We start from the raw sequence: 20413 nt of genomic DNA, 5'->3' as shown, positions 1-20413 counted from the left end.
CTGAGCATGATCCGGGGTCTGGTGGGCGCCGCGGTCCGCGGGGCCTGATCCGGTGTCAGGCGTTCTTGGCGGCGGTGAGCCGGGCAGCGACGTCGTTCCAGTTCACCAGGTCCCAGAGCTTCTGGACGTAGTCCGGGCGCACGTTGCGGTACTGCAGGTAGTAGGCGTGCTCCCAGGCGTCGAAGACCAGCAGCGGGGTGGAGCCCATGCCGACGTTGCCGTGGTGGTCATAGACCTGCTGGACGACCAGCCGCTGCCCGAGGGGCTCCCAGCCGAGCACGCCCCAGCCTGATCCCTGGACGGTCGCGGTCGCGGCGGTGAGCTGCTTCTTGAACGCCTCGAACGAGCCGAAGTGCTCGTCGATCGCCGAGCCGAGCTCGCCGTCGGGGCGGTCACCGCCGTCGGGGGACAGGTTGTCCCAGAAGATCGTGTGCAGGACGTGCCCGGACAGGTTGAAGGCCAGGGTCTTCTCCAGGCCCACCAGCCCGCCGAGCTGGTCCTTGTCACGCGCTTCGTCCAGCTTCTCCAGCGTGTCGTTGGCGCCCTTGACGTAGGCGGCGTGGTGCTTGGCGTGGTGAAGCTCCAGGATCTCGCCGGTGATGGCGGGCTCCAGGGCGGCGTAGTCGTAAGGAAGGTCCGGAAGTGAGTACGTCATGCGGCCACTATTGCAAATGTGTCGCAACTGCATCAACATTGCAGCCGTGTCGCCTCCGGCTCAACGGCTTCCTTTCCTGCGGGGGCCGTCTCCTTCGGGGAGGACGATGATCTGGTGGGGGCCGGTGCGGGGGCGCTCGCGCACTTCGGCCACTGCGGCGCCGTCACCTCGGTCGCGTGCCAGTTCGGCGACACCGCGCGCCGCGGCCGCCGCTGGCAGGCCGACGTCCCCCCGCAGTCGGGCACCGTCACCGGGGAACCCGGCAGGTGCCGCACCCGCCCGGCCTTCGGCGGAGGACGCGGGTCAGGAGCCGGGGGAGGTGCGGCGGAGGAGGTAGGTGTCCATGATCCAGCCCTTGCGGGCGCGGGCCTCGGCGCGGGCGGTGCGGATCTGGTCGGCGACCTCCTCGACCGGGCCGGAGATCAGGATCTCGTCGGGTGTGCCCAGGTAGGCGCCCCAGTAGATGTGGAAGCCGGCGGCGGTCTCGGTGAAGGAGCAGGCCGCGTCCAGCATGACCAGGACATCGTCGGCGGTGGTGCCTTCGGCGGCCAGGCGGCGGCCCGTGGTGATGTGCACGGGGCGGCCCACCCGGGTCAGGGCGATGCGGTGGCTGGCGGTGAGGGCGGAGATGCTGCTGATGCCCGGGATCACCTCATGGTCGAACTCGGCTTCGATCTCCTCCAGGGCGGCGAGGGTGCTGTCGTAGAGGCCGGGGTCGCCCCAGACGAGGAGGGCGCCGGTCTGCCCGTCGGCGAGTTCGTCGGTGATGAATGACTCGTAGATACGTGCACGGTGGGAGCGCCAGTCCTCGACGGCGGCCGTGTACGCCGAGGCGGTGCGGTCGCGTTCGGGGTCGCGGGCTTCGACGATCCGGTGTCCAGGGCGTGCGTGGGCTTCGATGAGGTCGTGGCGCAGCCGGGCCAGGTCGTGCTTGGTCTCGCCCTTGTCGACGATGAGGAAGACGTCGGCGGCGGCGATCGCCTTCGCTGCCTGGAACGTCAGGTGGTCGGGGTCGCCCGCGCCGATGCCGATGATCAAGAGCCGCTTCACCTTCGCAAGTGTGCCAGAGCGGCTGATATAGGCTTGGCGCCGCATTGATCCGAGGAGGCCAGTGGACGCGCGTGTCATCACCGTCGTGGGGATCGGCGCCGACGGGTGGGGCGGGCTTCCGGAGTCCTCCCGCGCGGCGTTGCGGGAGGCGGACGTGCTGCTGGGCGGGCGCCGGCAGCTCGATCTGGTGCCGGAGGGCGAGGCCGAGCGGGTCGCGTGGCCGTCCCCGCTGCTCCCGGCGCTTCCTGGACTGATCCGGCGGTACGAAGGACGCGCGGTCGCCGTTCTGGCCAGCGGTGATCCGATGTTCTACGGGATCGGGTCCACGCTCGCGGGGATGTTCGGCGCCGCCAGGGTGCGGGTCCTGCCGCATCCGTCGTCGATGTCGCTGGCGTGCGCGCGGCTCGGCTGGCCGCTGGAGTCGGTTGACGTCCACAGCCTCGTCGGCCGTCCCGCCGAGACGTTGCATGCGCTCATCGCCCCTGGCCGCCGTCTGCTGGTCCTGGGCGCGGGACGCGATGCCCCGTCGGTCGTCGCGGAGCTGCTCACCGGGCGTGGCTTCGCGCCCAGCCGGATGACCGTGCTGTGTGACCTGGGGGCGGAGAGCGAGTCCGTGCGGGGCGGAACGGCGGGGGAGTGGGACGAGCCCGCCGGATCCGCCCTCAATATCGTCGCCGTCGAGTGCTCGCCCGGCCCGGAGGCGGCGCCGCTGCCCCGCACGGCGGGTCTGCCCGACAGTGCCTTCGAGCATGACGGCCAGATCACCAAGAGCGAGATCCGCGCGATCACCCTGTCGCGTCTCGGGCCGCTGCCGGGCGAGCTGCTCTGGGACGTCGGTGCCGGGTCGGGCAGCGTCGCGATCGAGTGGGCGCGGGCGCATCTGTCGTGCGAGGCGATCGCGATCGAGCGGGACGCGGAGCGGGCGGTACGGATCGGCCGCAACGCCAAGGCGCTGGGTGTGCCCGGTGTGCGCGTCGTGGAAGGGCGGGCCCCGGACGCGCTGGACGGTCTGCCGGCGCCCGACGCGGTGTTCGTCGGCGGCGGTCTCACCTCCCCCGGCCTGCTGGAACGCTGCCTGGACGCGTTGAAGCCGGGTGGGCGGCTCGTCGCCAATGCCGTGACGCTTGAATCGGAGGTCCGGGTCGCTGAGGCCCGCCGCGCGCATGGTGGTGAACTGGTCCGCGTCGGCGTCGAGCGCGCCGCGCCGCTCGGCGGGTTCACCGGCTGGCGTCCGGCGATGCCCGTCACCCTCTGGACGACATGGAAGGACCACGCATGACCGTGTACTTCATCGGGGCGGGCCCGGGCGCCGCCGACCTCATCACCGTGCGCGGGCTGCGCATCCTGGAGTCGGTCCCGGTGTGCCTGTACGCGGGGTCGCTCGTGCCGCGCGAGCTGCTGGACGCGTGCCCGCCCGGCGCGCGGCTCGTCGACACCGCGAACCTGACCCTGGACGAGATCATCGCCGAGCTGACCGCCGCGCACCGCGATGGCCTGGACGTCGCGCGCCTGCACTCGGGCGACCCGTCGGTGCTCAGCGCGGTCGCCGAGCAGATGCGCCGGCTGGACGCGGAGGGCGTCCCCTACGAGGTCGTTCCGGGTGTACCGGCGTTCGCCGCGGCGGCGGCGTCGTTGAAGCGGGAGCTCACGGTCCCCGGGGTCGGGCAGACGGTGATCCTCACACGCACGGCGGCGCGCGCGACGGCGATGCCGGACGGCGAGGACCTCGCCACGCTCGGCAAGAGCGGCGCCACGATGGTGCTGCACCTGGCCGTCCAGCGCATCGAGCAGGTGGTGGCCGAGCTGGTGCCCAACTACGGCGCGGACTGCCCGGTCGCGGTCGTCGCCCGCGCCAGCCGCCCCGACGAGGTGATCCTGCGCGGCACGCTGGCCGACATCGCGGAGCTCGTGGCAGAGGCTGGAGTGAAGCGGACAGCGGTCATCGTCGTCGGCCGGGTGCTGGCGGCGTCGGCGTTCCCCGGCAGCCACCTGTACTCCGCCGAACGGGACCGGGGATGCGCCGCGTCCTGATCCTCGGCGGGACGGCGGAGGCGCGGGCGCTCGCGGCCCTGCTCGCGGACGTCCCGAGCGTGCACGTCGTGTCGTCGCTGGCCGGGCGGGTCACCGAGCCGCGGCTGCCCGTGGGTGAGGTGCACGTCGGCGGCTTCGGCGGCCCCGAGGGGCTGGCCGCGTGGCTGCGCGAGCACCGCATCGACCGTCTCGTGGACGCCACGCATCCGTTCGCGGAGCGGATGAGCGCCTCGGCCGCGCACGCGTCGCGGACTGCGGGCGTGCCGCTGATCGCGCTGTTGCGGCCCGGCTGGGACGAAGAGGACGGGGACGACTGGCAGCGCGTCCCGTCCCTGGCCGAGGCCGCCGCCCGCGTCCCGGCGGGCGCTCGCGTGTTCCTCACCACCGGGCGGCGCAGCATCCCGATGTTCGCCGCCCGGACCGACGCCTGGTTCCTCGCGCGGTCCGTCGACCCGCCCGAACCGCCCGTCGCGCCGAACGTGCGGGTACTGATCGCGCGCGGCCCCTACACCGTGGACCGCGAGCGTGCGCTGATCCGCGAGCACCGGCTCGGCGTCCTTGTCACCAAGGACAGCGGCGGCGCGATGACCCGCGCGAAGCTCACCGCGGCCCGCGACGCGCGGATACCGGTGATCATGGTCGACCGTCCCCGCCCGCCCGGCGGCGTCCGGACGGTCGGCGACGCCGCGGACGCCGCCGCCTGGGTTCAGGGGTAGCTGCGGGGCGTGTAGACCACGCCGCGGTCGGTCATGCGGGTGGTGGACGATCCGACGATGACCAGACACCGCATGTCGACCTGCTCGGGGTCCAGCTTGCCGAGCGTGGTCACGGTGACGCTCTCGTCGTCGCCGCCGACGTCGCGCCCGATCACCACCGGTGTCTCGGGGGAGCGGTGCTCCAGCAGCAGGTCGCGCGCCGCCGGGAGCTGGTGCCTGCGGCGGCTGGATGACGGGTTGTACAGGGCCAGCACCAGGTCGGCCTCGGCCGCGGCGGTGAGCCGCCGGGCGATCACGTCCCACGGCTTGAGCAGGTCCGACAGCGACAGGACGCAGAAGTCGTGGCCGAGCGGCGCACCGACCCGGCTCGCCACGGCCTGCGCGGCGGTCAGCCCGGGGACGATCCGTACCGGCACGTCGGCGAACTCGTCCTCGGCCGCGACCTCCAGCACCGCCGCCGCCATGGCGAACACGCCGGGATCGCCGGAGGAGACGACGGTGACGCGTGCGCCGTCCCGCGCGAGCAGCAGTGCGTGCCGGGCCCGGTCCGCCTCCACCCGGTTGCCCGACGCGTGCCGCCGCTGCCGCGCGTTCGCCGGGACTCGGTCGAGGTACGGACCGTAGCCGACGAGGTCGGTGGCCGACGCCAGGACGTCCTGCGCCTCCGGGGTGAGCCAGGGGCGCCCGGCCGGGCCGAGCCCGACGACGGTGACGCCGCCGGATCGCTCCGGTCTGGTCGGCGGCGGGGCCTCGAACGACCTGTCCGCCGGGCTGGTCAGCAGGGCGAGGGACATGTACGGGACCTCCGCCGGGTCGACCTCGGCGAGCGGCGCGACCCGCTGCCGGTCGGTGGCGGCCCGTTCCACATACCGTGCGTCGCCGAGCCGTCCCGCGTCCTCGAAGGCCTGCCTGACCTTGCCGAACGTCCGGCCGAGCTTGAGGACGGCCGCTGCGTCCGCGCCGCGCAGCCGCTCGGCCAGTTCGTCGCCGGGCAGCGTGCCGGTCAGCACGGTGAGCGTCTCCTCGCCTTCCACCAGCGGACGCCCCGCCGCCGCCGACGCCGCGCTCAGCGACGTGACGCCGGGGACCACCTCGGCCGGGTAGTGGGGTGCGAGCCGCTTGTGCAGGTGCATATAGGAGCCGTAGAAGAGCGGGTCGCCCTCGCTGAGCACGACGACATCACGGCCGGCGTCCAGGTGTTCGGCGAGGCGGGCGGCGCAGTCGGCGTAGAACTCGTCGAGCGCGCCCCGGTAGCCGCCCGGATGATCGGTCGTCTCGGTGGTCACCGGGTACACCAGCGGCTCTTCGATCTGGCCGTCGCGCAGATGGGGCGCGGCGATGGAGCGGGCGATGCTGCGGCCGTGGCGGGCGGAGTGGTAGGCGACCACGTCCGCCGCGCCGATCAGCCGCGCCGCCTTGACGGTCACGAGTTCGGGGTCGCCGGGCCCGACGCCCACGCCGTACAGCCGTCCGGTCATCATTCCGCCTCACTGGCGATGGCGTTGACCGCCGCCGCCGTCATCGCGCTGCCGCCGCGCCGGCCGCGCACCGTCAGGTGGTCGAGGCCGCTCGCGGCGAGCGCGTCCTTGGACTCGGCCGCGCCGATGAACCCGACCGGGATCCCGATGACGGCCGCCGGACGTCCTGCGCCCTCTTCGGTCAGTTCGAGCAGCCGGAACAGCGCGGTCGGCGCGTTGCCGATCGCCACCACCGCGCCGTCCAGCCGGTCGCGCCACAGCTCCAGCGCCGCCGCGCTCCGCGTGGTGCCGAGCCGCGCCGCGAGTTCGCGCATGCCCGGCTCGCCCAGGGTGCACACGACCGGGTTGGCGGCGGGCAGCCGCGCCCGCGTGATCCCGGACGCGACCATCCGCGCGTCGCACAGGATCGGCGCCCCGTCCAGCAGTGCGGCCCGCGCCCGCCGCACGACCTCCGGCGACCACGCCAGGTCGTCCACGAGGTCGGTCATCCCGCAGGCGTGGATCATCCGGACGGCGGCCCGCGCGACGTCGTCCGGCAGGCCGGACAGGTCGGCCTCGGCGCGGATGGTCGCGAAGGACCGCCGGTAGATCTCGGCGCCGTCCCGGACGTAGTCGATCACTGCTGCCCTTCCATCGGTCCCGCCATCTTCAGGACGACCGGGCCGCGGGGCATCCCGCAGCGTCGCTCGCATCCCGCCCAGTGGACGGGAGTCTCTGGGGCGATGTCCAGGCCGCCGACCCAGCGCCGCGCCTCGCCCTGGACGTCGCCGCGCGACTTCGCGCAGCCGGGGCTTCCCGTGCAGGCCGTCACACCGACCCACGGCGACGCGGCATCGGTCACCAGGCCCGCCGCCTCAAGCTTCGCGGCGACCGCCCGCGCCTCGGCAAGGTCGCGTAGCACGACACTTCGCCACGGCGTCACCCGGACCTCCGTAGCGGTATCGGCGAGCGCCTCGGCCTGCGCTCCGGACAACCGTCCGAGCGGAGGCACGGCCTCAAGCGAAACCAGCCCGTCACGCTGCTCGATGAACCCGGCGTACGGGGACGAGGGGGCCGAAGGCGCCGAACTCTCTCGGAGTGTCCCGCCCAGTCGCTCGGCAACGAGCCGTATGCCGTCCGGCACCTCGGCGAGCCGCCACGCGTCCTCCCGGACGTCGAGGAAAGCCTCCGCCGCCGCGAGCATAGCCCCGACCGGATCATCACCGGACGCCAGGTCGAGCAGCGTCCCGGTCAGCCGGAGACCGTCCGGGCCGAACGTGACGTCGGCGTCCAGGCCGGTGATGTCGCCGGTGCCGTCGTCTAACGCGAACAGGAACCGGCCCGGCAGCCCGGCCAGCCGCGGCGTGCCGCACAGGGCCCGGTCGAGCGTCGTGACCAGCGGATCCGTGGCGAGGGCGCCGCGCGGCCCGCGCCCGCCGAGCGGGGAGGCGACGACGTTGCGCACCCGCTCATGGGACGGCGAGGGCAGCAGCCCGGTGTCCGCCAGCCGCTCCGCGAGCACCGCCGGGTCCCGGACGCCGCGCAGCTGGAGGTTGCCGCGGGAGGTCAGCTCGATCACATCGCGGCCCAGCTCTCGGGCGGCGGCGCCAAGCATGCCGAGCTGCGCGGCGGAGACCGCGCCGCCCGGCGTGCGGACCCGGGCCAGCGGGCCGTCGGCGGCTTCGTGGGTCTGCAGTGCTCCGGGGCAGGCGTCGGCGCGTCCCGCCCGGTTGACGCTCGGCACGTTGACATTCGGCACGGGGAGGATGTTAACCACAGTTTGCAGGCGGCCCTCGCTGCCGTACTCTTCTCACCAGGCGATGGCAATGGGAGGAAGCCGGTGCGAATCCGGCGCGGTCCCGCCACTGTGACCGGGGAGCGAACCCCGCTTGAGGCCACTGTCCGACGCGGACGGGAAGGCCGGGGCGAGCGCTGATCCGGGAGTCAGGAGACTCCTGCCGTCGCGACACCCGCTACCGGGGCGAGGACCCCAGGGGGAGGTTCAGCCGTGTCCGCTGGCACGCATGCGCAGGAGCGCGCCGTCCTGCTGCTGTCGACGTCCGACACCGATCTGCTGAGCGCCCGCGCGTCCGGCGCCGTCTACCGGCTCGGCAACCCCGCGCGGCTGGCCGTGGACGACCTGCCCGCGCTGCTGGATGGCACCGATCTGGTCGTCGTCCGGCTGCTGGGCGGGCGCCGCGCCTGGGAGGACGGGCTCGACGCGCTGCTCGCGGGGCCCCGGCCCGTGGTGGTCCTCGGCGGCGAGCAGGCCCCCGACGCCGAGCTGATGGAACTGTCGACGGTGAGCGGCGGCGTGTGCGCCGACGCGCACGCCTACCTCGCGCACGGCGGGCCCGGCAACCTGGCCGAGCTGCACGCCTTCCTGTCGGACACGGTGCTGCTGACCGGCCGCGGCTTCGCGCCCCCGCGCCCCACCCCGACCTGGGGCCGGCTGGAGCGCGGCTCCCGCGCCGTGGACGGGCCCGTCGTCGGCGTCCTCTACTACCGCGCCCACCACATGGCCGGGAACACCGCGTTCGTCGAAGCGCTGTGCGCCGCCATCGAGGACGCGGGCGGACGACCGCTCCCGGTGTTCTGCTCGTCGCTGCGCACCGCCGAGCCGGCGCTGCTCGATACGCTCGGCGAGGCCGACGCGCTGGTGGTGACCGTCCTCGCGGCGGGCGGGTCGCGGCCCGCGACGGCCGGCGCGGGCGGCGACGACGAGGCGTGGGACGTCGGCGCCCTCGCCGCGCTGGACGTCCCGGTCCTGCAGGGCCTGTGCCTCACCACCGGCCGGGCCGACTGGGAGCGCAGCGACGATGGGCTGTCCCCGCTGGACGCCGCGTCGCAGGTCGCGATCCCCGAGTTCGACGGGCGCATCATCACCGTTCCGTTCTCGTTCAAGGAGACCGGCGAGGACGGCCTCACGGTCTACGCCGCCGACCCCGAGCGGGCCGCGCGGGTGGCCGGGATCGCCGTCCGGCACGGCCGCCTGCGGCATACCCCGGCCGTGGAGCGCCGCGTTGTGGTGATGCTGTCGGCGTATCCGACCAAGCACTCCCGGGTCGGCAACGCCGTCGGCCTGGACACCCCGGCGAGCACCGTCCGGCTCCTGGCCCGGCTCGCGCAGGCGGGCCACGACCTGGGCGAAGGCTTCCCCGGCGTCGACGGCCAGGACGGCGACGCGCTCATCCACGCGCTCATCGCGGCGGGCGGGCAGGACGAGGACTGGCTCACCGAAGAGCAGCTCGCGGGCAATCCCGTCCGCATCTCCGCCGCGTCCTACGAGCGCTGGTACCGTACCCTCCCCGGTGATCTGCGGGTGGAGATGGAGCGGCACTGGGGTCCGCCGCCCGGGGAGCTGTTCGTCCAGGACGGCGACATCGTCCTCGCCGCGCTCCGCGCCGGGAACGTCGTGGTGATGGTGCAGCCGCCGCGCGGCTTCGGGCAGAACCCCATCGCGATCTACCACGACCCCGACCTGCCGCCCAGCCACCACTACCTGGCCGCCTACCGGTGGCTGTCGGACGAGTTCGGCGCGCACGCGATCGTGCACGTCGGCAAGCACGGCAACCTCGAATGGCTGCCCGGCAAGGCGGCGGGCATGTCCGCCTCGTGCGGCACGGACGCGGCGCTCGGGGACGTCCCGCTGATCTACCCGTTCCTGGTCAACGACCCCGGCGAGGGCACGCAGGCCAAGCGCCGCGCGCACGCCGTCCTGGTGGACCACATGGTGCCGCCGATGGCCCGCGCGGAGACCTACGGCGACATCGCCCGCCTCGAACAGCTCCTCGACGAGCACGCCACCATCGCCGCGATGGACCCGGCGAAGCTGCCCGCGATCCGCGCCCAGATCTGGACGCTGATCCAGGCCGCGAAACTCGACCACGACCTCGGCCTGGACGACCGCCCCCACGACACCGAGTTCGACGACTTCCTCCTGCACGTCGACGGCTGGCTGTGCGAGGTGAAGGACGCGCAGATCCGCGACGGGCTGCACGTCCTCGGCGAGGCACCGACCGGCTCGACCAGGGTGGACCTGGTGCTGGCGATGCTGCGCGCCCGGCAGATGTGGTCGGGGCGGGAGACGCTGCCCGGCCTGCGCGAGGCGCTCGGTCTCACCGAGGACGGCACCGCCGGCCTCACCGACACAGACGCCGCCGAAGCCACCGCCCGCGCACTCGTCCAATCCATGGAGGACGCAGGATGGGCGGCGCAGGACGCCGGACGCGTCGCCGCCGAACACGCCCCCGAGGAGCGCCGCGAACTCGTCACCCGCGTGCTGGGCTTCGCCGCCAACGAGGTGGTTCCGCGCCTGGCCCGCACCACCGACGAGATCGACCACATCCTGCACGCACTGGACGGCGGATACGTTCCGGCCGGCCCCAGCGGGTCGCCGCTGCGCGGGCTCATCAACGTCCTGCCGACCGGCCGCAACTTCTACTCGGTGGACCCGCGCGCCGTGCCCAGCCGCCTCGCCTGGGAGACCGGCCAGGCGATGGCCGACTCCTTGCTGGACCGCTACCGCGCCGACCACGGCGCATGGCCGCGCTCGGTGGGTCTGTCGGTCTGGGGCACGAGCGCGATGCGCACGGCGGGCGACGACGTCGCGGAGGTGCTGGCGCTGCTCGGCGTGCGCCCGGCATGGGACGAGGCGTCCCGCCGTGTCACGGATCTGGAGCCGGTCCCGCTCGCCGAACTGGGCCGGCCGCGCATCGACGTGACCGTCCGCATCAGCGGCTTCTTCCGGGACGCGTTCCCGCACGTGGTCGCCATGCTGGACGACGCCGTCCGGCTGGTGGCCGGCCTCGACGAACCGGAGGAGGAGAACTACGTCCGCGCCCATGTCCGGGCCGACACGCGCGAGCACGGCGACGGACGGCGCGCCACTTTGCGGGTGTTCGGGTCGGCGCCGGGCGCCTACGGGGCCGGGCTGCTGCCGCTCATCGACAGCCGCAACTGGCGCGACGACGCCGACCTCGCCGAGGTGTACGCGGTGTGGGGCGGCCACGCCTACGGCCGCGACCTCGACGGCGTCCCCGCCCGCGACGACATGGAGAGCGCCTACCGGCGGATCGCGGTGGCCGCCAAGAACGTCGACACCCGCGAGCACGACATCGCCGACTCCGACGACTACTTCCAGTACCACGGCGGCATGATCGCGACCGTCCGCGCGCTGACCGGCAAGGCCCCCGAAGCCTACGTCGGGGACAGCACCCGCCCGGACGCCGTCCGCACCCGCACCCTGTCGGAGGAGACTGCGCGCGTCTTCCGGGCCCGCGTCGTCAATCCGCAGTGGCTGGCCGCGATGCGCCGCCACGGCTACAAGGGCGCGTTCGAGCTGGCCGCGACCGTCGACTACCTGTTCGGCTACGACGCCACCACCGGCGTCATGGCCGACTGGATGTACGACCGGCTCACCGCCGCCTACGTCCTGGACGAGGAGAACCGCGCGTTCCTGGAGCAGTCCAATCCGTGGGCGCTGCACGGCATCGCCGAACGCCTGCTGGAGGCGGCCGAGCGCGGCATGTGGGAACACCCCGACCCGGACGTCCTCCAGAGCCTCCAGGAGGTCTACCTCAAGGCCGAAGGCGACCTGGAGGACGACAACAGCCGCTGAGCCAGCTCTGGGTATCCGGCCCAGTGCAGATGCAGATAGGACGCGGTGATGCGCTCGTCTCCGAAGCCGTCGGAGCCGTCCCGCCACCGGAACAGCGGTGCCGCGTCGGTGGACAGGGCCGTCCGGTGGAACTCGTGCCCGTGGAACCGTTCGCCGGGACGGGTCAGCGGCGACTCCGCCACCGCGACCGCCTCCCGATAGCCGAGCGTCAGCCGGGCCGCCATGCGCGCCCGCCCCGGCACGCGCCCGCACATCTTCCGGCCATCGAGTTCCTCGCACAGATAGAGGAGTCCGGCGCACTCGGCGGCGATCGGGCCGCCGAAGGCCGCCACGGCGTCGAGCATCGGCGTGTTCGCGGCCAGCTCGGCGGCGTGCACCTCCGGGAACCCGCCGCCGATGACGACCGCCGCCGTCCCGTCCGGCAGGGCCTCGTCCCGCAGCGGATCGAACACGGCCACCTCGGAGCCCGCCGCGCGCAGCAACTCCACATGCTCCGTATAAGAAAAGGTGAAGGCGGCCCCGCCCGCCACCGCCACGACCGGACGGCCGTCCACCGTCTCGACGTGATCGGCTGGGTCCCACGCCGGGCCGGGCAGCGGGGGAGCGGTGCCGGCGAGGCGGAGCAGCGCGTCCAGATCGCACGAGCGGGCGATCAACTCACCGAGCCCTTCCACCGCCCGCACGGCCTCCGCGCCGCGCTCGGCGGCCGGGATCAGCCCGAGATGCCTGGACGGGTTCACGATGCCGCCGTCCCGCCGGATCGCCCCCAGCACCGGTATGCCCGTCGACTCCAGCGCGCTCCGACACAGCTCCTCATGCCGGTCGGAGCCGACCCGGTTGAGGATGACACCGCCGATCCGCACACCCGGCTCGAACGTCGCGAACCCGTGCACGAGCGCCGCCACCGACCGGCTCTGGCGCGCCGCGTCCACGACCAGCACGACCGGGGCGTCCAGCAGTCGCGCGACGTGCGCCGTGGAGGCGAACCCGGTGTCGGCGCGCCCGTCGAACAGGCCCATCACCCCTTCGACCACGGCCACGTCGGCGCCGGCCGCGCCATGCAGGAACAGCGGGGCGACCCGCTCCTCCCCGACGAGCCACGGATCGAGGTTGCGGCCCGGACGCCCCGCCGCCAGCGCGTGATAGCCGGGGTCGATGTAGTCGGGGCCGACCTTGTGCGGCGAGACGCGCAGGCCCCGCGCCCGCAGCGCGGCGATCAGCCCCGTCGCGGCCGTCGTCTTCCCGCTCCCGGACGCGGGGGCCGCGATGACGAGCCGCGGGATCACCACTCGATGCCCCGCTGCCCCTTCTGCCCGGCGTCCATCGGATGCCGGACCTTGCCCATCTCCGTCACCAGGTCGGCCGCCTCGATGAGCTGCTCCGGCGCGTCCCGTCCGGTGACGACGACGTGCTGGTCGCCGGGACGGCCGGTCAGCGTCTCCAGCACGTCGTCCAGGTCCAGCCAGCCCCACTTGATCGGATACGTGAACTCGTCCAGCACATAGAAACGGTACGTCCCGGCGGCCAGGTCGCGCTTGATCTGCTCCCAGCCCTCCCGCGCGTCCGCCGCGTGGTCGGCCTCGGTGCCGGGCCGCTGGATCCACGACCAGCCCTCGCCCATCTTGTGCCAGGCGACCGGGCCGCCCTCGCCGCTGTCGCCCAGCACCCGCAGGGCCCGCTCCTCGCCGATCCGCCACTTCGCCGACTTCACGAACTGGAACACCCCGACCGGCCAGCCCTGGTTCCAGGCCCGCAGCGCCATCCCGAACGCGGCCGTCGACTTCCCCTTCCCCGGCCCGGTGTGGACGATCAGCAGCGGCCGGTTGCGGCGCTGCCGGGTGGTGAGTCCGTCGTCGGGGACGGACACGGGCTTCCCCTGGGGCATGTCAGGCCGCCTTCCTGTGCTCGCGCACGATTCCATCCAGTTCGCCCAGCGGGACCAGCCGCGCACCCAGCCGAACGGCGAGCCGCCCCGCCAGACCGAGCCGGACCGGGCCGTCCTCGCAGTCCACGACGATCCCGGCCGTGCCGGCGAGCAGGCCCGCCGCCCGGTCCACGTCGCCCGCCGCGGTGGCGCGTCCGTCGGTGACGACCACGAGCAGCGGGCGCCGCGCCGGATCGCGCAGCCGCTCGGCGCGCAGCACCTCCGCTGCCCGGACCAGCCCGGCGGCCAGCGGTGTGCGGCCCCCGGTCGGCAGCGCGCGCAGCCGTGCCGCGCCGGCCTCGACCGATGACGTCGGCGGCAGGACGAGGTCGGCGTCCCGGCCGCGGAAGGTGATCATGCCGATCTTGTCGCGGCGCTGGTAGGCGTCCAGCAGCAGGCTCAGCACGGCGGTCTTCACCGTGGTCATGCGGCGGCGCGCGGCCATCGACCCGCTGGCGTCCACGACGAACAGCACGAGATTGCCCTCGCGCCCCTCGCGGACCGCCTCCCGCAGATCGTCCGGCCGCAGTACGAGACCCGCCCCGGACCTTCTGCGCGCCCGCTGGTGCGGGGCGGCGGCCAGCAGCGTCGCCACCACGTGCGGGTCGCGGACCCGCCCGGCCGGACGGCGCGCCCCGGTGATCCGGCCTCGCACCGTCCGCGCCCGCGAGCGTCGCCCCGCGACACCATCGCCGACACCGGGAACCTCCAGCAGCGGCACCGCGTGCGGCGCCGCCACCCCCGCGACCGCCCCCCCGGAATCCTCCGCGCCGTCCGCACCTCCGCCTCGCGCCGACAGTTGCTCCGCACCCGCCGAGGCATCACCGTTCGATGACCCGCAGTCTTCCGGTTGCGGATCGCCCCACGATGCCTCACTGCCACCCGATAGCCCACTACCAGCCGGTGGTCGGTCGTCACCCGCTGGCCCACTGTCACCTGTTGGTCCACCGCCACCCGATGGCCCGGTGTCACCTGGGGGTCCGGTGTCTCCTGATGGCCCTTCGACGTCCGGTGATGATTCCCCGTATCCGCCGGGGGGCGGGTCGTCGTCGGGGGACGTCTTGTCCAAGAGTTCGTCGAGCAGTGCTTCGTCCAGGCCGGGGGCGTCGAACGGATCGCGGCGGCGGCGATGCGGCAGCGACAGGCGGGCGGCGGCGCGGACGTCGTCGCCGGTCACCTTGTCCCGCCCCTGCCAGGCCGCGTGCGCCATGGCGGCGTTCGCCGTGACGAGGTCGGCGCGCAGGCCGTCCACCTCGAACCCGGCGCACACGGCCGCGATCTGTTCGAGGCGCTCGTCCGGGAGCCGTACGCCGTCCAGCCGCTGCCGCGCGGCCGAGATGCGCGCGGCGAGATCGGCCTCGGCGCCGGCCCAGCGCGCGGCGAACGCCCCTGGATCCGCGTCGAACGCCAGCCGCCGCCGGACGACCTCGGCGCGCTCCCCCGGGTCACGCGACGCACGCACCTCGACCGTCAGCCCGAACCGGTCGAGAAGCTGCGGACGCAACTCGCCCTCTTCCGGGTTCATCGTCCCGACGAGCAGGAAACGCGCCGCGTGCCGGACCGACACCGACTCCCGCTCGACATAGCAGGTGCCGAGCGCGGCGGCGTCCAGCAGCAGGTCCACCAGATGGTCGTGCAGGAGGTTCACCTCGTCCACGTACAGGACGCCGCGGTGCGCGGCCGCCAGCAGGCCCGGCTCGAACGCCTTGACGCCCTCGGTGAGGGCCCGCTCGACGTCCAGCGACCCGGCGAGCCGGTCCTCCGACGCGCCGACCGGCAACTCCACCAGCGTGGCCGGCCGCCGCTCCGCCGGGCCGCCCGGCTCGTGTGGGCCGTCCGGGCAGGACGCGTCCGGCGCGGCCGGGTCGCAGGCGAACCGGCACGCCGCCACGACGTCCACGCCGGGCAACTGCGCGGCCAGCGCGCGGACGATCGTCGACTTCGCGGTGCCCTTCTCCCCGCGCACCAGCACCCCGCCGACCCGGGGAGAGACCGCGTTCAGCAGCAGCGCCAGCTTCAGATCGTCCATGCCGACGACGGCGCTGAATGGATACGAGGCGTTCACACGAGGACCTTCCGGTTGACGTGGGCGACCCGCCAGCCGCCCGTGGCTGCGGTGAGCCCGGTGACGGACAGCGGTGCGAGATCGATGCGGTCCGCGGCGGTGACGGCCATGCCGAGGGCGTGCGCGAGCGCCGCCCGGATGACGCCCGCATCGCAGACCGCTACACCGGACGGGCCGGTGCCGAGCCAGGCGGCGACGCGGGCCGCGAGGGCGGCGCGGCTCTCGCCGCCGTGCGGGACGGCGTGCGGGTCCGACAGCCAGCGGGCCAGCGCTTCCGGCTCGTCCGCCGCGACCCGCGCGTAGGGGACGCCGGCCCAGCGGCCATGACCGGCCTCGGCGAGCGCCGCGACCGGCCGGGCGTCGACGCCGAGCGCGGCACAGGTCTCCCGGGCCGCACGCGAAGGTGACGCCCACGCCTCGACGCACCCCAGCGTCCCGGCCAAGAGCCGTGCCTTGGCCAGACCGCCCGCGTCGGCCGGGTCGTCGGCGGGGAAACAGCCTTCCCGCATCCCCGCCGACGTGGTGTGCCGGACGAACAGCACTCCGTTCAAGCGGGCACGGCGGCGCGGGCAGGACGCTGCGCCCGGTCGCACGCCCAGCCGAACAGGACACCGAACGCCGTCCAGAACACCACCTGCGTCCCGAGCGAGGCCAGGCGGAACTGCCACAGCAGCGTCGCCGGGAACCCGTCCGGCACCTCGTTGACACCGGGCAGCAGCAGCGATGCCACCACGACCGGCATCAGGAAGGCGAGCACGGCGGCCGGCCAGCGCGCCCACGGCCCGCCGGGGACGCGCCTCGCGGTCGTCACCGCGATCGCCGCGGCGAGCAGCCCGACACCGACCATCGCCAGGTACAGCAGCGTCCGGCTGTTGATCGTCTCTGGGTCGCCCACCGCCGGGGGATTGGCGGGGTACTTCAGGAACGGGACGACGATGACCGCGGCGAAGGCCGTCCCGGCGGCGGCGAGCGCGAGCCCCCCGTCCGACCGGGGACCGACCCGGCCCCGCAGTCCCGCGTAGACGAGCGCGAAGACGCCGCCGACGGCGAGCCCGTAGAGGCCGGTGGCGAGGAAGAGCCCGGCCTTCTGCGTGCCCCGGCTCACCTCGTCCCCGTGCTCGTGCCCGCCCGCGGCGGCGTGTTCGTGCTCGTGCTGAGCGTGGTCGTGTGCGGGCTCGGCCGCCGCAGCGGCCTCCTCCAGCGCGATCGCGTCATCGATGCGAGGCTCGCCCACGGCGAACGCGAAAGCGCCCGCGACGAACCCGGCCAGCAGGCCGAACAGAAGGCCCCTGACCAGCAGGGTGCGAATCATGGAGCGGGCCCTAGTGGCAGGGCACGCCGAGCATATGCCGCCCGTCGTGCATCAGCTCGTGCAGGTAGCCGCCGGTCTGCGACACGGCCCCGTTGTCCATCAGGACGAGGTAGCTGATCAGCAGCAGCACGGGAACCGTGAGCAGCCATGGAACGAGGCGGGGAAGGGGGATGTTACCTGGTGTGGACAGCGTGCTCACGGTGCCTCCGCAGGGGATCTGGCGCGTCCCGGACAATGAGGTCGCGGCCGCCCGAGTGACCTGGCTCCCAGGACTCTCGTCCCGGATACAGTGGCGCGTCCGCACCGGCATCTCACCGGATTTCCCTCGGGCAACCGTGAATCAGGCGAAATGTACGACCTGGCAGGCCGCCTGTCAACCTGTCGACCGTGGCGATGGCGCCTCCAGTTCGTGCACCCGCCTGCAGAGCCGTTGCATGTACCCGCGCACGACACAGCTAAACCCGCCGCTCCGGAACAGCCGATATCACAGGCGCTACGCCAGCTATCCGCAAGAACAGCGAATCGTTTCTCCTCCGTCGCGGGCGACGAGCAGGATCTTCACCAGTTCCGAGCCGCGAGACCTCCTGCGACGAGCGTCGGCCTCACCAGGAATCCCCAACGAACTCCCGTTGAAACCGCTGCCTCCGCCGGTCACCAACCTCGACCAGGCCGCCCGCTTGGTCATACGAACAACCGGCCATTGTGGAAGGTGGTGATTCCCGGACCGGCAGTCCGCTATGACGGTCAGGCCGGAGCCCTGACTCGGCATTTATGAGGAGGTTCACAACGAGGGCGGTCCAAGTTGACCTCGATCAACTTGGAAAGTGTTCACACCGGTCCGATCGCAAGGTCGTGGGGCAGGGCAATTTCGAGGTCGCCTGTCTGGGGTGATCAGGCCCTGTTGTCCGGATCGGTTGCGGCCACGCAGGGTGACGCCGGAACGAAGATGACCTTCTGTTCGGGATCATGGGAGTTCTCACGCTTCCAGCACCCGAACAAGAAGGTCATCGGTGTCAGTTTCGCATGCCCGCGCGGTCCCGTCGCTGCTGGATGGCCTGGAGGGCCTGACCGATCCGCGCAAGCCGCGGGGGATCCGGCACCGGCTGGTGGCGGTCCTGGCGGCGGCGGTGGTGGCCACACTGGGCGGGGCCTGCAACTACCGGGAGATGGGATCGGCGGCCGCGGACTTCTCCCAGGACCTGCTCGCTGTGGTGGGAGCGCGGTGGAACCCGCTCACGCGGCGGCGGGCCGCTGCCGGAGCCGCCACGATCCGCCGGGTCCTGATCGCGGTGGACGCCGACGCGCTCGACCGCGTCATCGGCGACTGGCTGCGGGACTGCGCCGCCTGCGACCAGGGCGGGTGGCAGATCGCGCTGGACGGCAAGGACCTGCACGGTGCCTGGGCCGACGACGGGCGGCTGGTGCTGTTCTCCGCGCTGGTCCACCGCCGCAAGGGCCAGGCCCCGGTGACGCTCGCCCAGATCCGCGTTCCCGAGGGCACCACCGAGACCACCCAGGTCACCACCCTGCTCGCCAGCCTGGAGATCGAGGGCGCGCTGGTGACGATGGACGCCGCGCACACCTGCGCCGCCACCGCCCGCCACCTGGTCCACGACAAGAACGCCGACTACCTGATGGCGGTCAAGGGCAACCGCGAAGTGCTGTACGCGGCCTGCAAGCGCGTGGCGTCCGCCCTGGTGTCGGGCGGGCAGACCCCGCACGTGGTCACCGAGGATGGCGGCGGTGACGCACAAGATCAAGAAACTGACGGGGCGAGGATCGACCTCGCGCTCGTTGGCGCAGGTGCTGCGGATGGTCAACCCGATCCTGCGGGGCTGGGCGGCCTACTTCCGCTACGGCGCGTCCAAGAAGACCTTCTCCTACCTGGGATGGTGGACATGGTGGAGGATCTTGCTCTGGATCCGCCGCAAGCACCCGCATCTGACCTGGAAACAACTGCGGCGACGCTACTACGGCACCGACCGCATCACCGCAGAGGGCATCGTCCTCTACAACCCGGCGAAGATGAAGGTCGAACGCTACCGCTTCCGCGGAGCGCAGATCAGCACCCCTTAAAGGCTGCACGGCGTCCCGTCGCCGACCCAACATCTCGAACTCGACAAACGCGGCGCCGACCTGCTCTTCCAGGTTCTGACCGACCGGGAGGAGACCGCCAGCGTCGCGATCGCCTCCAACGAGTCGTTCGGCGGCTGGACCAGGACGTTCACGGACCCTCGCCTTTGCGCCGCGATCGTCGACCGGCTCACCCTTCAACGCCACCATCATCGAGACCAGCACCCAGTCCTACCGCCTCAGCCGCACCCAGGCCCAACAAGCCGCGGCCTCGTCCTGACCGCAGGTCAGACCGGACCGCGGTCAGGCCCCGCCTCCGGCACAGCGGGGAGCCTCCCGCAGACGTGCAGATAGCCGTCCAGCCCGACCCTGCTCAGCAACTCGGCCAGCTTGGCAGGCGGACGCAGCAGCACCAGTTCCCCGCCGACGGCGCCGGCCCGCTTCCACAACCGGATGAACGCGTTGATCCCCGAGGAGTCGCAGAAGCTCACCTGCGACAACTCCAGCGCGATCCGCGGCGGTGTCTTCTGACCGATCAGCAAGCCGACCTCGTCGAGCAACGCCGGGACGGTGACCACATCCAACTCTCCGCCCAACGCGACCGTCAGCCACGGTCCAGCAGCCCCAAACTCCACGCTCAGCCTGCGCACCGACGAGGAACCATCCGGGCTCGTGGTCATCTCGCCCACTCCTCCACCAGCGGCCTGCAGACCCTCCCGATTATCCCCACAAGCTGCGCCCTCGCGCTGCCAGAAAGTAACGATCTCGGTGACGCACCCTGATGGGCCACTGTGAAGTGCGAACTCTCTACCGGATGGATGAGGTCGCTGATCTGGCCGGTCCTGGACGGTTTCGGGCGGCTCTCCGCTTGGGTGCGTGTTCATTTCGCTACCGTCCGTCTCTGGTTTTAAGTGAAGGGTCCATCTCGGAGGGTGCGCGGTGGGAAGGGTCGGTGTTCGGCTGGGCCGGGCGGGGCCGCGGCGGGCGGGCCTGGCCGCCGAGGAGGAGGCGTTCCGTCTGCTGTATCGGGACCTGCACCCGAGGTTACTGCGGTACCTGCGGGTACTGGGCATTGACGAGGCCGACCGGATCGCGGCGCAGGTGTGGCGACAGCTCGCCAGGGAGCCGTGGGTATCCCGCGGCGGGGGCTGCGTCCGGCTGCGCGGCCGGGCCGCGGCGATCGCGCGGATCCGGGCCGGCGACTACTTGGCGCGAATGTCCCCGGCCCGTTCCACCTGCGGCGCGGGCGATGCTGCGGCGTCGCCGCGCCCGGCGCTCACGGTGGCGGAGGGTGAGATGTCGACCGATGAGGCCATTGCGCTGATCGCGGCGCTGCCTGGTGACCAGGCCGAAGCGCTGATGCTTCGGGTGGTGATCGGGTTGGACGCTACCGCGGCCGCGCGGGTCATGGGCACTAGGGCCTGTTCGTAGTTCGGATCAGTTGTCGCTGGTCACGATTGAGTGACTCGCTCACCCCGGGGCGGGGGCGGGCGGTATCACCGGTGTGTGA

The 20413-nt window shown here is 73.0% G+C and carries 19 protein-coding genes, 1 pseudogene and 1 riboswitch; of the genes and pseudogenes, 8 read left to right on the top strand and 12 right to left on the bottom strand.

Features of this window, described 5'->3' with window-relative positions; all coding sequences use genetic code 11:
- Positions 1-55: 55 nt before the first annotated feature.
- Both ABTW95_RS33745 and cobF read right to left on the bottom strand, forming a co-directional pair.
- Positions 56-655 (bottom strand): superoxide dismutase, encoded by a 600-nt coding sequence (locus tag ABTW95_RS33745; protein ID WP_500228424.1) that lies wholly within the window; start codon positions 653-655, stop codon positions 56-58.
- A gap of 303 nt (positions 656-958) precedes the next feature.
- Positions 959-1705: a precorrin-6A synthase (deacetylating) gene (cobF, locus tag ABTW95_RS33740; RefSeq protein ID WP_500228423.1), complete on the bottom strand. Its 747-nt coding sequence runs from the start codon at positions 1703-1705 to the stop codon at positions 959-961.
- A gap of 61 nt (positions 1706-1766) precedes the next feature.
- Here cobF and cbiE point away from each other — a divergent pair, with 61 nt between their 5' ends.
- Genes cbiE through ABTW95_RS33725 form a run of 3 tightly spaced genes read left to right on the top strand, consistent with a single transcriptional unit; the run spans position 1767 to position 4452 of the window.
- Positions 1767-2984 (top strand): precorrin-6y C5,15-methyltransferase (decarboxylating) subunit CbiE, encoded by a 1218-nt coding sequence (gene cbiE / locus ABTW95_RS33735; protein WP_500228422.1) that lies wholly within the window; start codon positions 1767-1769, stop codon positions 2982-2984.
- On the top strand, positions 2981-3736 hold the full coding sequence (cobM, locus tag ABTW95_RS33730) for a precorrin-4 C(11)-methyltransferase (protein WP_500228421.1): 756 nt from the start codon (positions 2981-2983) through the stop codon (positions 3734-3736). Before cbiE ends, cobM begins: the two co-directional genes overlap by 4 nt.
- Entirely contained in the window at positions 3721-4452 is a 732-nt protein-coding gene (locus tag ABTW95_RS33725; protein ID WP_500228420.1) for a cobalt-precorrin-6A reductase, read from the top strand. The genes cobM and ABTW95_RS33725 overlap by 16 nt, the downstream gene beginning before the upstream one ends.
- Here the strand turns inward: ABTW95_RS33725 and ABTW95_RS33720 are convergent.
- From ABTW95_RS33720 to ABTW95_RS33710, 3 genes are read right to left on the bottom strand one after another with little or no spacing between them, the layout of a single operon-like run.
- Positions 4443-5930 (bottom strand): precorrin-2 C(20)-methyltransferase, encoded by a 1488-nt coding sequence (locus ABTW95_RS33720; RefSeq protein ID WP_500228419.1) that lies wholly within the window; start codon positions 5928-5930, stop codon positions 4443-4445. The two genes, ABTW95_RS33725 and ABTW95_RS33720, sit on opposite strands and share 10 nt — an antisense overlap.
- Positions 5930-6550, bottom strand: coding sequence for a precorrin-8X methylmutase (locus ABTW95_RS33715; RefSeq protein WP_500228418.1), 621 nt, complete (start codon positions 6548-6550; stop codon positions 5930-5932). Before ABTW95_RS33715 ends, ABTW95_RS33720 begins: the two co-directional genes overlap by 1 nt.
- Positions 6547-7668: a ferredoxin-like domain-containing protein gene (locus ABTW95_RS33710; RefSeq protein WP_500228417.1), complete on the bottom strand. Its 1122-nt coding sequence runs from the start codon at positions 7666-7668 to the stop codon at positions 6547-6549. The genes ABTW95_RS33715 and ABTW95_RS33710 overlap by 4 nt, the downstream gene beginning before the upstream one ends.
- An 11-nt stretch (positions 7669-7679) precedes the next feature.
- A riboswitch (cobalamin riboswitch) is annotated at positions 7680-7886 on the top strand.
- A 31-nt stretch (positions 7887-7917) separates the two neighbouring features.
- Here ABTW95_RS33710 and cobN point away from each other — a divergent pair.
- The gene (gene cobN / locus ABTW95_RS33705; protein WP_500228416.1) at positions 7918-11529 is read left to right on the top strand and encodes a cobaltochelatase subunit CobN; all 3612 of its coding nucleotides are present in this window, start codon (positions 7918-7920) and stop codon (positions 11527-11529) included.
- On the opposite strand, the gene ABTW95_RS33700 is transcribed toward cobN, so the two are convergent.
- Genes ABTW95_RS33700 through ABTW95_RS33675 form a run of 6 tightly spaced genes read right to left on the bottom strand, consistent with a single transcriptional unit; the run spans position 11484 to position 17029 of the window.
- Entirely contained in the window at positions 11484-12815 is a 1332-nt protein-coding gene (locus ABTW95_RS33700; RefSeq protein ID WP_500228432.1) for a cobyrinic acid a,c-diamide synthase CobB, read from the bottom strand. The two genes, cobN and ABTW95_RS33700, sit on opposite strands and share 46 nt — an antisense overlap.
- Positions 12812-13414, bottom strand: a complete 603-nt coding sequence (gene cobO / locus ABTW95_RS33695) for a cob(I)yrinic acid a,c-diamide adenosyltransferase (RefSeq protein WP_500228415.1) — start codon at positions 13412-13414, stop codon at positions 12812-12814. Before cobO ends, ABTW95_RS33700 begins: the two co-directional genes overlap by 4 nt.
- Position 13415: 1 nt before the next feature.
- Positions 13416-15482, bottom strand: coding sequence for a VWA domain-containing protein (locus ABTW95_RS33690; protein ID WP_500228414.1), 2067 nt, complete (start codon positions 15480-15482; stop codon positions 13416-13418).
- Between the two features lie 32 nt (positions 15483-15514).
- The gene (locus tag ABTW95_RS33685) at positions 15515-16060 is read right to left on the bottom strand and encodes a histidine phosphatase family protein (RefSeq protein ID WP_500228431.1); all 546 of its coding nucleotides are present in this window, start codon (positions 16058-16060) and stop codon (positions 15515-15517) included.
- Between the two features lie 5 nt (positions 16061-16065).
- Positions 16066-16830: a CbtA family protein gene (locus tag ABTW95_RS33680; RefSeq protein ID WP_500228413.1), complete on the bottom strand. Its 765-nt coding sequence runs from the start codon at positions 16828-16830 to the stop codon at positions 16066-16068.
- Positions 16831-16840: 10 nt separating this feature from the next.
- A complete protein-coding gene (locus tag ABTW95_RS33675; protein ID WP_500228412.1) occupies positions 16841-17029 on the bottom strand; it encodes a CbtB domain-containing protein in 189 nt (62 codons plus the stop codon).
- Between the two features lie 811 nt (positions 17030-17840).
- Between ABTW95_RS33675 and ABTW95_RS33670 the strand changes: the two are divergent.
- From ABTW95_RS33670 to ABTW95_RS33660, 3 genes and pseudogenes are all read left to right on the top strand, one after another.
- Positions 17841-18473: pseudogene (locus ABTW95_RS33670) on the top strand (ISAs1 family transposase); the annotation flags it as partial.
- Positions 18474-18564: 91 nt separating this feature from the next.
- Entirely contained in the window at positions 18565-18906 is a 342-nt protein-coding gene (locus ABTW95_RS33665; protein WP_500228411.1) for a group II intron maturase-specific domain-containing protein, read from the top strand.
- A 3-nt stretch (positions 18907-18909) separates the two neighbouring features.
- Positions 18910-19257 (top strand): ATP-binding protein, encoded by a 348-nt coding sequence (locus ABTW95_RS33660; protein WP_500228430.1) that lies wholly within the window; start codon positions 18910-18912, stop codon positions 19255-19257.
- Here ABTW95_RS33660 and ABTW95_RS33655 read toward each other — a convergent pair.
- The gene (locus tag ABTW95_RS33655; RefSeq protein ID WP_500228410.1) at positions 19191-19583 is read right to left on the bottom strand and encodes an STAS domain-containing protein; all 393 of its coding nucleotides are present in this window, start codon (positions 19581-19583) and stop codon (positions 19191-19193) included. The genes ABTW95_RS33660 and ABTW95_RS33655 overlap by 67 nt on opposite strands.
- A gap of 259 nt (positions 19584-19842) precedes the next feature.
- Between ABTW95_RS33655 and ABTW95_RS33650 the strand changes: the two genes are divergently transcribed.
- Positions 19843-20334, top strand: a complete 492-nt coding sequence (locus ABTW95_RS33650; protein ID WP_500228409.1) for a hypothetical protein — start codon at positions 19843-19845, stop codon at positions 20332-20334.
- Positions 20335-20413 lie beyond the last annotated feature (79 nt).

It is taken from the genome of Spirillospora sp. NPDC127506 (assembly GCF_040302145.1).
Classification (GTDB): domain Bacteria; phylum Actinomycetota; class Actinomycetes; order Streptosporangiales; family Streptosporangiaceae; genus Spirillospora.
This window is presented reverse-complemented; position numbering and strand designations above follow the sequence as displayed.

Excerpts from the sequence above, each read along its gene's own strand:
- ABTW95_RS33690 (WP_500228414.1), bottom strand. The coding sequence starts at position 15,482 with ATGGACGATCTGAAGCTGGCGCTGCTGCTGAACGCGGTCTCTCCCCGG.
- ABTW95_RS33745 (WP_500228424.1), bottom strand. The coding sequence starts at position 655 with ATGACGTACTCACTTCCGGACCTTCCTTACGACTACGCCGCCCTGGAG.
- cobO (WP_500228415.1), bottom strand. The coding sequence starts at position 13,414 with ATGCCCCAGGGGAAGCCCGTGTCCGTCCCCGACGACGGACTCACCACC.
- ABTW95_RS33655 (WP_500228410.1), bottom strand. The coding sequence starts at position 19,583 with ATGACCACGAGCCCGGATGGTTCCTCGTCGGTGCGCAGGCTGAGCGTG.
- ABTW95_RS33680 (WP_500228413.1), bottom strand. The coding sequence starts at position 16,830 with ATGATTCGCACCCTGCTGGTCAGGGGCCTTCTGTTCGGCCTGCTGGCC.
- ABTW95_RS33665 (WP_500228411.1), top strand. The coding sequence starts at position 18,565 with ATGGCGGCGGTGACGCACAAGATCAAGAAACTGACGGGGCGAGGATCG.
- cobM (WP_500228421.1), top strand. The coding sequence starts at position 2,981 with ATGACCGTGTACTTCATCGGGGCGGGCCCGGGCGCCGCCGACCTCATC.
- ABTW95_RS33720 (WP_500228419.1), bottom strand. The coding sequence starts at position 5,930 with ATGACCGGACGGCTGTACGGCGTGGGCGTCGGGCCCGGCGACCCCGAA.
- ABTW95_RS33725 (WP_500228420.1), top strand. The coding sequence starts at position 3,721 with ATGCGCCGCGTCCTGATCCTCGGCGGGACGGCGGAGGCGCGGGCGCTC.